Source organism: Anabaena sp. CCY 9402-a (genome assembly GCF_963920945.1).
Taxonomy (GTDB): domain Bacteria; phylum Cyanobacteriota; class Cyanobacteriia; order Cyanobacteriales; family Nostocaceae; genus Trichormus; species Trichormus minutissimus.
Map to the genome: position 1 here is coordinate 45830 of NZ_CAWUDL010000042.1, position 12766 is coordinate 58595.

General features: G+C 41.7%; 10 protein-coding genes and 1 tRNA gene. 4 read left to right on the plus strand and 7 right to left on the minus strand.

From position 1 onward, the window contains the following. Positions 1-132 precede the first annotated feature (132 nt). The 4 genes from ACM0OR_RS16560 (at position 133) to ACM0OR_RS16575 (ending at position 4207) form a co-directional block, all read left to right on the plus strand. On the plus strand, positions 133-1797 hold the full coding sequence (locus tag ACM0OR_RS16560) for a hypothetical protein (RefSeq protein WP_414577462.1): 1665 nt from the start codon (positions 133-135) through the stop codon (positions 1795-1797). Between the two features lie 91 nt (positions 1798-1888). Further along, entirely contained in the window at positions 1889-2647 is a 759-nt protein-coding gene (locus ACM0OR_RS16565) for an ATP-binding cassette domain-containing protein (RefSeq protein ID WP_323266172.1), read from the plus strand. Beyond that, positions 2644-3276 carry an ABC transporter permease gene (locus tag ACM0OR_RS16570; protein WP_323266173.1) on the plus strand — a complete coding sequence of 211 codons (633 nt, stop codon included), beginning with the start codon at positions 2644-2646 and terminating at the stop codon, positions 3274-3276. The genes ACM0OR_RS16565 and ACM0OR_RS16570 overlap by 4 nt, the downstream gene beginning before the upstream one ends. A gap of 22 nt (positions 3277-3298) precedes the next feature. Next, a complete protein-coding gene (locus tag ACM0OR_RS16575) occupies positions 3299-4207 on the plus strand; it encodes a glycine betaine ABC transporter substrate-binding protein (protein WP_414577465.1) in 909 nt (302 codons plus the stop codon). A 48-nt stretch (positions 4208-4255) separates the two neighbouring features. Here ACM0OR_RS16575 and ACM0OR_RS16580 read toward each other — a convergent pair whose 3' ends face one another. From ACM0OR_RS16580 to ACM0OR_RS16610, 7 genes are all read right to left on the minus strand, one after another. Further along, positions 4256-4669, minus strand: coding sequence for a secondary thiamine-phosphate synthase enzyme YjbQ (locus tag ACM0OR_RS16580; RefSeq protein WP_414577467.1), 414 nt, complete (start codon positions 4667-4669; stop codon positions 4256-4258). Between the two features lie 58 nt (positions 4670-4727). Next, positions 4728-5816 (minus strand): glycosyl transferase, encoded by a 1089-nt coding sequence (locus tag ACM0OR_RS16585; RefSeq protein ID WP_414577469.1) that lies wholly within the window; start codon positions 5814-5816, stop codon positions 4728-4730. 49 nt (positions 5817-5865) lie between these two features. Next, the gene (locus tag ACM0OR_RS16590) at positions 5866-7104 is read right to left on the minus strand and encodes a hypothetical protein (RefSeq protein WP_414577471.1); all 1239 of its coding nucleotides are present in this window, start codon (positions 7102-7104) and stop codon (positions 5866-5868) included. Positions 7105-7219: 115 nt separating this feature from the next. After that, positions 7220-11143 carry a DUF2157 domain-containing protein gene (locus ACM0OR_RS16595; protein ID WP_414577473.1) on the minus strand — a complete coding sequence of 1308 codons (3924 nt, stop codon included), beginning with the start codon at positions 11141-11143 and terminating at the stop codon, positions 7220-7222. A 392-nt stretch (positions 11144-11535) separates the two neighbouring features. Further along, positions 11536-11730, minus strand: coding sequence for a heavy-metal-associated domain-containing protein (locus tag ACM0OR_RS16600; RefSeq protein ID WP_414577475.1), 195 nt, complete (start codon positions 11728-11730; stop codon positions 11536-11538). 114 nt (positions 11731-11844) lie between these two features. Then, a tRNA-Val gene (locus ACM0OR_RS16605) sits at positions 11845-11918 on the minus strand. A gap of 62 nt (positions 11919-11980) precedes the next feature. Continuing rightward, positions 11981-12307: a hypothetical protein gene (locus tag ACM0OR_RS16610; RefSeq protein WP_414577477.1), complete on the minus strand. Its 327-nt coding sequence runs from the start codon at positions 12305-12307 to the stop codon at positions 11981-11983. Between the last annotated feature and the right edge of the window lie 459 nt (positions 12308-12766).

A 12766-nucleotide genomic window follows, 5' to 3' on the forward strand; every position in this document is an offset into this window, starting at 1 on the left:
GAGGACTTCAGTCCTCTCTTTATCCATGAAAAACTATGCGAACAAAATAAGGACTAAAGTCCTTACTACGAACTAAAAATAATCTGCCAGTTGCATACTTCTTGTAAACCAACTACCAAACAAGTTTTAACTATGCACACTAATTGGATAAATCAACTCGGAGACTGGAATCCCCAACTATTAAGGGAAATTAAAGGAAGGCTAAATAAACGGAATGTGCTACTAGCAATTACTACCTCCTTACTGAGTCAGTTGGGAGTATTTATTTATTTCCAAACTCTCTTACCGACTAAGGATCATATCTTGTATCCTAGACCTAATAGATACTGTGCAGACGGGTATTTAGATATTGCCAATCAATGTTTTTTAGATGCTTCTGGCAATATAAATATAAACTGGCAGCTATGGTTTCAAGATACATTCACCTGCTTGAGTATGATCGGATCTTTTGCAATTATCGTGGCGGGTAGTTATCTACTTATCCACGATTTATCTGCTGAAGAAAGACGTGATACGCTGAATTTTATTCGCTTGAGTCCCCAATCACCACAAAGCATTCTCTTCGGTAAAATGCTAGGAGTTCCCATACTTGTATATTTGGGAATATGTATAGCGATTCCTGTGCATTTGTGGTTAGGTTTAAATGCTGAAATTTCTTTGAGCTTCATTTTCAGCTTCTATGCAATTGTGATTACTACTAGCCTGCTTTACTTCAGTGGCGCACTGTTATTTAGCTTAGTTGGTTCTTGGCTAGGTGGCTTTCAAGCTTGGTTAGGAAGTAGTTCCGTTTTAGGATTTCTACTCTTAACTCAGCAAGGACTCAGAGATGAAACATCATTTGATTACCCCATTGCAGTCTTAAAGCTGATTAACCCATACTATTTTATTAGTTACTCAGATTTATCTAATTTCCAGTGGTTTGCTCTACCATTAGGCAATAGTTGGGCAATAATCATTGGTTTTGCTGTATTGATTCACTTACTGGGGAGTTATTTTATCTGGCAATCATTGCAACGTTGCTTCCGCGATCGCAATGCTACCATGCTGACTAAACAGCAGAGTTATTTACTCACTATCGCATTTACAATTATCACCATCGGCTGTGCAAATTGGCCAAAATTAGTTTTTGGTGAGGGAAGTTATTCTTCTGCATTAACAGAAAATATGGCTACCCTGATATTTCTGAATTTGTTTTTGTTCTTGTATTTAATCGCCGCACTGACTCCCCATCGTCATACCTTACAAGATTGGGCGCGTTATCGTCACATGGCTTCTCCACAGGGAGGTAAGCGTAAGTTAATGCAAGATTTAATTTGGGGTGAAAAAAGTCCGGGTGTAGTGGCGATCGCCATTAATGCCATAATCGCTATTAGTGGCTTGAGTTTATTTACTCTCATCTCTTCGAGCGGTGGAACTGACAAATTCAACACTCTAATCGCTCTAATTTTTGCTGGTACTTTAGCCGTCATCTATGCAGCCTTAACCCAGCTACTTTTATTGATGAAAAATGGACAGAGGCTATTTTGGACTAACGGTGTTTTGGGTGCTGTGATCATCTTACCCGTAGTCGCTTTAGCCATATTGTTTTCCTATCCCCAAAACCAAACTTTTTTATGGCTATTTTCTGTAGCTGCACCTCTTGTTGCTTTGTACCCACCAAGCGGTGCATCAGCAATGACAACTTTCTTCGCAATTATGGGACACACAGGTATTTTAGGTTTGTTGTTGTTCCAAATGACACACCAATTAAAGAAGGTGGGAGAGTCGGTGACGAAAGTGTTATTGGCAAGTAGTTAATTCTATTTTTCAGAAGGAACACAGAATGGTAAAGTTTGAGGCGAAGAGGCAGCATAATTTGTCATGATTAATCTAATTACGAATTAATGTAATGCCACAAAATAACTCAGCCGCTATTGAATTCTGTGATGTTACCTTTAGCCGCAACCATCGTCCTTTGGTGTCGCGGCTCAATTTCGTTATTCATCGGGGGGAAGCGTTAGTATTACTCGGACGTAGTGGTAGCGGTAAAACTACCACTATGAAATTAATTAATCGTCTGTTTACACCCACTCAAGGGGAGGTTTTATTTGATGGTGTGCCGACAACCCAGTGGGATGAAATTAAACTCCGGCGTAAGATTGGTTATGTCATTCAAGAGACTGGTTTGTTTCCCCACTTTACAGTAGAACGTAATGTGGGTTTAGTCCCTAGTTTGGAAGGTTGGCAACCTAAACAAATCAAAACACGAGTATACGAATTATTGCAGTTGGTAGGCTTAGAACCGACACAATTCGCTAGGCGTTATCCCCACGAACTATCAGGGGGACAAAAGCAAAGAGTCGGTGTAGCCAGGGCGTTAGCAGCAGATCCACCTGTATTATTAATGGATGAACCCTTTGGCGCACTCGATCCCATTACCCGCTTAGAATTACAACAAGAATTTCGGCGGTTGCAACAGGAATTAGGCAAGACAGTGGTTTTTGTCACCCACGATATTCAAGAAGCCTTTGTTTTGGCATCGCGCATTGGGTTAATGTATGGGGGAGAATTGGTAGTATTAGGGACAAAGGATGAATTTATGCGATCGCAACATCCTGAAAGTCTGGCATTCCTGCAATGTCTGCGTTCACTGCAAGACAACTTATGAAAGATTTCTTCCTGTTTAAGTATGCTCCTGAAATCTTGCAACACACCCTGGAACATTTATTTTTAGTGGGTGTTGCCATTAGCATTGCCATCATTATCGGTATTCCTTTAGGAATTTTAATCACCCGTCAAACCCAACTGCGACAACCAATTTTAGGTGTTGCTAACATTCTCCAAACGATTCCCAGTTTGGCATTATTTGGCTTATTGATTCCTGTCCCTATCATTGGTGGAATTGGTGTTGTTCCTGCAATTGTTGCCTTAACTTTATATTCCTTACTACCAATAATTCGTAATACTTATACAGGTATAACAGGAGTAGACCCAGCAATTCGGGAAGCTGGACGAGGGATGGGGATGACAGACAGACAATTGTTATTACAGGTAGAAATTCCCTTAGGAATGGGGGTGATTTTGGCGGGGGTGCGAGTAGCGACAGTTATTAGTATTGGCATTGCAACTATTGCCGCCGCAATTGGTGCTGGAGGCTTGGGCGTATTTATTTTTCGAGGAATTTCAGTAGTAAATAATCAATTAATTTTAGCTGGGGCAGTGCCGGCGGCGGTAATAGCACTAGTGGCTGATTTATTGATTGGATGGCTAGAGAAGAAATTAAAGGTGAAAAGTTAATAATTTTGCGCCACCATGTGTTATGAAAAGATTTTTGATAGTTCTCTTATTAAGCTTTGCATTAGTGATGGCGATCGCCAGTTGCAATACCAACCCAATAAGTAGTAGCGGCGATATTATTGTAGCATCTAAAGATTTTACAGAACAAGATATTTTAGGCGAAATTTTAGCTCAACAAATTGAAGACACCACAGATTTGAAAGTAGTTCGCCGTCCTCGCTTGGGCGGTTCTTTTGTCTGCCATCAAGCAATTACTGCGGGTAAAATTGACGCTTATATTGAATATACAGGTACAGCATTTACTGGTATTTTAAAACAAGCAGTAATTAACGACCCCAAAGTAGTTTATGAAAAATTAAAACAAGCCTACGCTCAAAAATTCCAGCTAGAAGTAATGCCTAGTTTGGGGTTTGAAAATACTTTTGCCATCATGATTAGGGGAGAAGATGCCAAACGCTACAACATTCAAACCCTATCCGAAGCAGCTCAATATACACCCCAATGGCGCGGCGGTTTTGGCTACGAATTTCTAGAAAGAGAAGATGGGTTTCCAGGGTTAGCTAAAACCTATAATTTAAAATTTACCAAACCACCGCGAATTATGGACTTGGGTTTAATCTATAGAGCATTAATTCAAAAACAAGTGGATATGGTAGCAGGGAATTCCACAGATGGACAAATTGCTCGCTTGGGTTTATTCGTTCTCAAAGATGATCAACAATACTTTCCCCCTTACGAAGCCACACCAATTGTCAGGCAAGAAACCTTAAAAAAATACCCCCAAGTCAAAAAAGCGATTAATCAACTAACAGGGAAAATATCCGCCGATGAAATGCGAAAACTTAATTATTTAGTAGAAGGAGAACTCCAAGATATTAAAGAAGTAGTACGCGAATTTCGTAAATCCAAAGCACTTTTCAATCCCTCTTAAAAACTCCTCTCTGGCTATAACATACCTCATTTGATGAAGAAAGCGTCATTATCCCGAAATGTGGATAACTAACTCTCGCGCATGACTGCGCTGGCGATGTTCCCAAATATAGATTCCTTGCCAAGTTCCTAAAACTAAATGACCGCGATTAATGGGGATATGTTCAGAAGTGTGAGTCAGTGATGTGCGGATATGTGCCGGCATATCATCAGCACCTTCCGCATTATGAATATACTGTCCTGATTCTGGTACAAGTTTCGCCATGAAGTTGGCTAAATCAACTAGTACATCTGGATCGGCGTTTTCTTGAATGACTAAACTGGCGGAAGTATGGCGTAAAAATAGCGTGCAAAGTCCAGTTTCTATTCCTGATTCGGCAACTGTTGCTGCGATTTTTGAGGTGATGTTAAGGAATGATTTGCCGTTAGTAGTAATTCTTAGGAGTTTTTGGTAGTGAGTCATAAGTTGATGTTGAAAACGCAAAGGTACTCAAAGGTAAGCGCAAAGGTACGCGGAGTTTTTACATTTTTATCGACTGGAAGTAATTAATCATAGCTTGGGCGATCGCCTGATTTCCATCTTTAGCTAGTGGCTGTGATTGTTTTGGTGGTTGGAGTGGTTGATTGAGGAAGTCCCAGTCACCTTGAAAGAACTCGTCGGGTGTGACAATTTGATGCAAGTTGTAATTTACCAGTCCTTCTAAAAGAAAAGCTGCTTCCGCAAAATCATCACGGGGAATGGTGACAAGAGGGACATCGAATAGGGTAGCCTCGGAAAATGTGCCGTAGCCAGGCTTAGAAACAACCCGTCCGCAAATGGGCATAAAATCGACGGGGCGGAATTTTCGGTCATTAATTTTGATTAAATTGGGTAAATATGGGGCAGTCTGATCAAAGACAATAAATTGCCAGTCGGGGAAATGGCGGAGGTTGTCGTAGGGAATTTGTTGTAAACCCAAACCACCGAAGGTTAACAAGATAGTTTTGTCTTGAGGTGCGGTGATACCCCAAACAGCACGGATTTCCTCAGCCGTGTAACGGGGAGTACCACCAGTTAAACCGACATCTGTAATATTGGGGAAAGCTTGCATGGGTTCGTGAAAGGGTAAACGAAATAAGCGATCGCACTCTCCATAAGACTCACTAATCCAATCAGCAATAGCCACAAATTCCCCACCCCAGTCACGGTAGATCAAATCCCAGCCGAAATTACTCATCATCCAACAAGGTATACCTGCTTTTTGAGCAAATAGAGGCGCGAGGAAAGGAATATCTGCCAATATCAACTGCACACGATTTTGGCGAATGAAATTTACTTCGGAAGCAATTAACGAATTTTGCCGCTTTTTAATATCTAGTAACTTCGCCAAGGTGGCGTTTTTATCCATATTTAAGCTATCCGCTTGCACCACTCCCAAATCAAAAGCGCGGGGACGATGGATAAAATCACCCTCTATGTAACACTCCAGCAACCACCGAGGCGCAGTAGTCACCATAATTAACAGGACTTCTGGATATAACTTTTGAATTGTTGCGGCTACAGATGCAGTACGGGTAGCATGACCAAAGCCGTGGTTGGTGATGGCTACATATAAAATTGGGCGTTTCATGTTGGGGTGTGGGGAGTCTGTACCGAACTTCAGCTAAAGGGAACTACAGCTAATTACTGGAATCTTGGACACTGCCGCAATGTTTACAGTGTGGTAAATGTTTGTAAGTCAGATTATGGCAGTTTTGACATTCAACATATTGATAATAACCACAGTGGGGACAATAGGCATCATTCTGCTGAATTTTTTTCGCACATTTGACACAGCGTGATTTTTGAACTCTGCTAACAGCCTGAAGTTTAGGGTTAAGGATAATTTTTTGAAAAAACTTGATGATGCCAAAACCAATCAAGGGAATTAACAAGATATAAACATAGCTGATGAGGAAAAGTAATCTACCCAGAACTGCACTAATAAACTCAAATATAACTTGAGAAATTATGCCAAATTGCAGAAATTCAAAAGTTTTCAGGATTAAGGGAATAAAAAAGATCACCAACAAATGCCAACTCATCAGCGAGATGAGTCCATATCTTTTACGCTGGGAAAATTGATGTACTAATAAGGCAACAAAAATTAGTGGTAATAGAAACAAAGACTGAAAAGCCAATTGGATACTTGGATACCAAAATGATGCTTGCTTATAGCCTTGCTCAACTTTGATCAATTCATTCTCTTTCTGAAGAAAGCCTAGAAAACTAACACTTTCAGGTTGATTGATTAGTTCATTCTTTAGCAGCGAAATTTCTTGTTTTCGTTGGGAAATTTTGAGATTATTTTGATCTAACTCTTGTTTAGCTTTTGCGGCACTGACTTGATTAATGGATTGCCCACGAGGTTGTCCGGCAATCTTTTCTAAGAGTGTAGAGTCATACTGAGCGCGAATCTGATTATTAGATTGTTGAAAATTACTAATTTGTACTTGTTTCTGATCAATGGTTTTTATGGTTTGCTGATTTTTGGAGTTATTAATCTTATCTTGGTATTCTGCATACTGTAAACAAGTGGATGAAACTTTTCCTAGATGACCTGCTTCAGCTTGTTGATATATTTCTGCGCGGCTAGGTGTATTGTTACTATCAAATTGCAATGATAGCCTGACAATTTCATAGTTTTTATCTTTAGTAGTTTGTTTGCTGTAACTTTGCCATTCGGAATAACAGGGATAAGCTTGTGTGGGGCTGAGATGCCATCTACTAATATCATCCAGTCCTGTAAAAACGTTGATTAAGATAAAAATATCAATCAAGATAATCACAATCAAACTTACCCTATTCAAAGGTTCATTGTTGATTTTTCTTGATTTATTAGAAAATCGGTTGAATATTCGGCGGATGTTGGTAAACATATTTTTTTAAAAGGTTCTGATATTAATGAATTAACTTAGTTTTAAAAGTTTGTAGTAAGCACTTAAAAAAATCAGGACTAAAGTCCTTACTACGAACTTGCAACTTGACACAATATTATTGCCACTCCTCAAATTCGTTATTGGTATTACGTAGCAATGAAGTGATTTTAGTGCGGTGGGTTTCAAAGTTAGCGGCGATGGAAATTAGAGCAACACCCACTAGTAACCCAACTACCCATTTGAGGAAGGGGTAGCGCAAACTAAATATCACTAATTGGTAAATGCTAGTAATGAAAAAGGCGGTTGTGCCAACGTAAAGAAATGCCCGCACACGTAAGGCTAACCCGGCAAAAATAGTAATCAGGGCAAATCCTCCCGGTATCAAGGGGGTGTTTTGATAAAATACAATTGCCCAGCCGCAAATTATACCACTGCTGATTAATCTTAAAGTGTGACGGGGTAGTTTATTTTCTGGCTGTTGCATTGGGGGGTCTACTTGGGCAAGATACAGCAGTGATAAACCAATGACTGTCACATACGATAAGGAATCCAGGCGTAAGCTATCGAACCACAAAAACAACGCCCAATCTATCAAGACCACACTAATATATGTGAACCGAATATTTTCCCCTAACTTGGCTAGAAAAACATAGTATGCAGCCGCTATTACCAAGGTAATTGGGTAAACTTCTAGTCTAGTTTCCGCCAGAATCACTAGGGGGACGATGTAAGCGGCTAGTTGCCAAGGTTGTTTAGACCAGCCCCAACGCTGCCAAGGTAGGATGTATAAGAAGTAAGCAAATACGCAGGCGATCGCACCATTCCAAGGTACTAACGCCCCGGTAATAAACTGCCCTACGGCGGTTTCTCGCCAATAAACCCTCATCCCAGCTATTAATAAGAACCCCAGGTACACCCAAAAGTCTGCTGTGGTGATGCGTCCAAAGACTAGGGTGTCATTTTCGTTAGCAGATTGTTTACCTTGCAAGATGGCATAGGAAATCAAAAATGCCCCTGTTCCTAATCCCACCATACGGTTAACTTGAATAGGTAGGACAATTGCCATCATGAGTAAGCCGCTACTCCAAACCCAGTGTAGATGGGCAATACCTTTGATTTCTTGGGGGGTGAGGCGTAACCATGTTGTTAGCCAAGGGGTGAGGACACGGTAGACTGACATGATAGTCGTACCCAGGGCAGCCATTGCAATTAAGCCGTCCCCTAAACCACCGCCAGAGGCTTGTAACATTTGGTAGAAGAGGAGTTCATAGGCAGAGATAGAAATGCCAATAATCCCCAAATACAGCAAGGGTTTTAAGTCGCGAGTGCGTCGTCCTACCCCAATAAAGATTAATGCTACACCCAAAGAAGCCAACCCCGACCAATTTGTAAAGACATTCACCCGCAGCAGTACACTAAATGCACCATAAATCAAGGGTAAAACGTGGAAGCTGCTGGGTAGTCGAGTTAATTGAAATCTGCGCCGCCACCATTCGCCCAAAATCTGCGAGAATAAACCCAAGGCAATGTTAGCGATCGCAATACGAATAATTGAATGCTCCCCAAAGCCCAACACTTCGGCAACTAATAACTCTACACTCCAGCCGATGCCATAAAATGCCCAGTTTGTGGGTTGTTGCCAACTACGATAAATAATTGCGCCTAAAGTGATGGTTGTGGCGATTAAGTACCAAAATCCGGGGGTGACAGAACCCTGATACACTAAGGAAGAATGTAGGGTCATCAAGAATAACTCTACAGTGCATAGTGCGATCGCCCATTTATCACTAGCGGCTGCATACATCCCCGCTAATTCATCATTTTGTCGTAATAGTATTGTTCTTAGTAACCATAAGCTGAAAGTAGCGATCGCACCGACAACAAACCACCCCGGTATGGCTAGGCGTGCTAAACCAGGGATACCTTCCCACAGCAACGCCGTGATGAAACTTAAACCAAAGCCAATGGTGACACCGGCACATTGTTGGCTGAATAAATAGCGGGTGTTGGCATACATCACACCAGTACCCACACCTAAACCAATTAATCGCATTCCTGGAAGGGGTAAGGTGAGTAACTGCGCCGCACACACCGTCAGAACACCCAAGAAACTATTTGTAGTCAGGCGTTGAGTTGTCCGACTAGCTAAAACTGTGAGTGCGATGGGTGTAGTTAACCAAATTACTCCCCAATAGTCTTGGCTGTTAATGACTCCTGTCCAAGCTGATTCCGCGTTTGTCCACAGCAACAAGAAACTCACGGCTGCAAGTGCAAATCCCATGTGCCATGCACTACGCCGCCATAGTTCATTTTGACCTAACCCCCTATCACCAAGGCTAAATCCCCACTCTGCTAGCATCAGGACTAATAAAATACTTGCCCACAGATGGAAAGCTAGATTTGGTAATAGCCAATTAATCCCCGAACAAAATGTCAGCACTCCCATTGTGTGCGTCAGGTACACCAAGGGAAGAGGGAGAGGAGAACGCCGTTTGCTGACGACTGCCAGAGTGATGGTAGAACAGAGAAAATTGAGCGATCGCAAGGTAGGATTAACAGTAGCGATCGCAGTTAAACAAGCCCCAAATAACAAAGTGATAAATTCGCCAAATTGTGCTGTTTCTCGCTTACGGGCTTGGTGTAAAATCTCCGTCACCACCACCATGAACACTAGGTAGGGAAATAACACCACACTCAATAAAGCCCAAGGTTCATTTTGCGATTGGGTGAGTTGCGTTCCCACGCTGATAGCCAATTGCTGTAAACTTGAGGGAACTAGCCGCCAACCCAACCAAATCGCCTGCAAGCCAATGACAAAGAATAATAATAAATCAATCTGTAAATTATATCTGTGCAACCGGACTGTCACCGCCCACAAAGCCAAGCCACTCACAGCTATAGCTTGGGCTGGATAATTAAATACTGCTACCAACCACCCCAAAAATAGCAAAATCCCGCCCAGTCTTTCCCAAATCACATCCGCTTGCAATACAGGAGCATTATTTTCCCTCGCTCCCTCGCTCCCCTGCGTCCCTGCGCTCTTACTTCCCTGCTGTGCCAACCAAGTTCCTAACCAACCACAAATCCCAATAGCTAAACCTAATTGAGTAACATCAACCCTAGCAACAAATATTCCTCGTCCTAGTAAGAGTAATAAAGCATAAATAATTACAGACGCATATAAATTAATCCCTAATCCCGGTGGTTGTGCCTCTGGTGGTGTAGGTGGCTGGCGGCGATGTTGATACAGCGTCAGGATAGTCGTACCTACCATTGCCACATAAATCGCCGTCAGGGGAAATAAGGGTAATTGCCAACCCCAATGCAGATAAGTCAATCCCAAAATATTGAATAGAGGTAACTTGCCTCTGGGTGCATTGGTGATGAGTGTGCGATTTTTACATAAAATAACCGTAATTATGGTTAGAATTGGAGATGCGATCGCCACTGTCAACCAGTCGAAGGGATTACGCCACAACCCGAAGCTATCCATTGCCCAAAAGTTAATCGGCACTAACAACAGGGTGACAATCAACAATGTCTGAGCCGTTAATCTCAAGTTATTTTGTTTACCAGCCCAAAAACTTAAACCCCAAAAAGTCAAAGTATAAGCAAATAACACTCCATACTGTCCCGAAGCTGGGAATCGCTCCCACTGACTCGCCGCCAACACCCCAGAAGATAAGACTACTAAAAATACACCCAAAAACAGCAGCCAACGGACGCTTAATTCTGCCCCCAAAGACTGCAACATTTGGTTAGCAAAATTGGGTTTTGCTGGTTTTTTGGGTTCTTCAGGTAGATAGGCAATTAATGGCTGTTCTAATCTCCTAGGGGATGCAGCTACTAGCTGTAGTTCAGGCTCAACCTGGGGTTGTAACTCCACTCGACAGGAAAGAAATTCTCGACATACTTGTCTAACTTGGATATCGGATATTAAACCCAAGCGCAACCATATATCCAACCCTGCCAATAACTCAGGATGGTTGGAAGATATTTTTAATTCAATTTTAGGCGGATGCTCAAAGGGCGATGACATAAGCCGCAGGGGGTTTAGTAGAGATACTTAAATCTTCATGCGATTACAGTATAGTTATGCGCTTACTATGCCAGTTATTTTACTGACTGATAGTAATTAAGGTTTGCTGAAAAAGAAAGAAAAGGTGACAGTCTCTAGATTATCAGACTAGAGAAGTATATTCAGGTGTAAGACAAACCCTAATTATTGGGGTGGTATAAATATTTTCTAATAATCAAGAATCTCAATTCCCAATACGGTTCGGATAAGATAATTTGCCAAAATAATAACGCCTGTAGAGACGTTGCACTGTAACGTTTCTACCCACCCATAAGGTTAACTAAACCGTATTGTCCCGATTCCTTGCAGAAATCGGGATTCTCAAATTTGGCGTAAATATGTCGTCGAAAAAATTAGTTGGCGGGATAGCCAGCCGCAGCTAGAGCATCCTTGATAGCAGTTGCTGATGCTTGTGACTCTACATTAACCAGCTTAGTCTGAGGGTCTGCCTGGACGATCGCCTCAGCATCAACTGTTTTGACTGCATTAGTAATCTTGCCTGCACAAACAGAACAAGCCATGTTGGGAACTGTGAGTTGAATTGTCATAGGTTTACGGAAATTTAATAATCTGCGCTTTAATCATATCTATGCCATAGATACGATTAAAGTTCAAATAGCAACATAGACAGATAATTGATGCATCTGTACAACAGGTTATAATGGACGTAACTGGATTCGAACCAGTGACCTCTACGATGTCAACGTAGCGCTCTAACCAACTGAGCTATACGTCCTTACCACACGATTTATCATCATAGCATATTTTTATTATCAAGCAAATATTTGTTTTTGCTCCCTACGGCTGAAGTCGTTTCTTGGCTTGTGATATGAGTGTTTGTGCTTCTGCGTAGGCTGTTGTCCCGGACTTCACGGTACTTAGCTGGTTGATAATCCCCTGGATTTGCGATTGAAACTGCTGTTGGTCGGAGGGAGGAGCAGCAATCAATCTCTGGATTTCATTATTAGCCTGTTTCAGCGATGATTGTGACTCTATCTCAGCTTGCAGTCGAGTCTCGATAATGCCTAAATTAGTTTGATAGGTCGCTAATAACTTCTGGGCTTCTAAATAACCAGGTTCTTCTACCCGAATTGTTTGCAACTGCTCAATAGCTGTTGACCACAATTTAGTAATTTGTTTCCATTGAGTATCTGTATGGGGTGGATTTTGGGCAGATTTAGCGGCTGCAAGGGCAAATTGTTTTGCACCCTCAATTAATTTACTGCTGCGGGGGTCAACGATACCCTGGATTTTGCTTTGGTAGCTGACTAATAATTTTTGGGCTTCTACATAGCGGGGATTTTCTAAAGGAACTTGATTAATGCGGTTAATAGCCTGTTGCCATAATTCCGATGCAGCTTTTGGCTGAGTTGGCTTGGCTTGTTCGGCTGCTAGGTCAAATTCTTGGGCGGCTGTGATGAAGTTACCGATACGTGCGTTCTCAAAATCACGTTTGTAGGCGTTCAGTTTAGTTCGTGCTGTCTTTGCTGCTAGTGTTTGTTGGGGAATTTGTTCTAATTGGTCTATTCCTTCACTCTAGTAAAATATTATTGGTGGCGTGCCTGCAATAATAGAAAGCGCGTG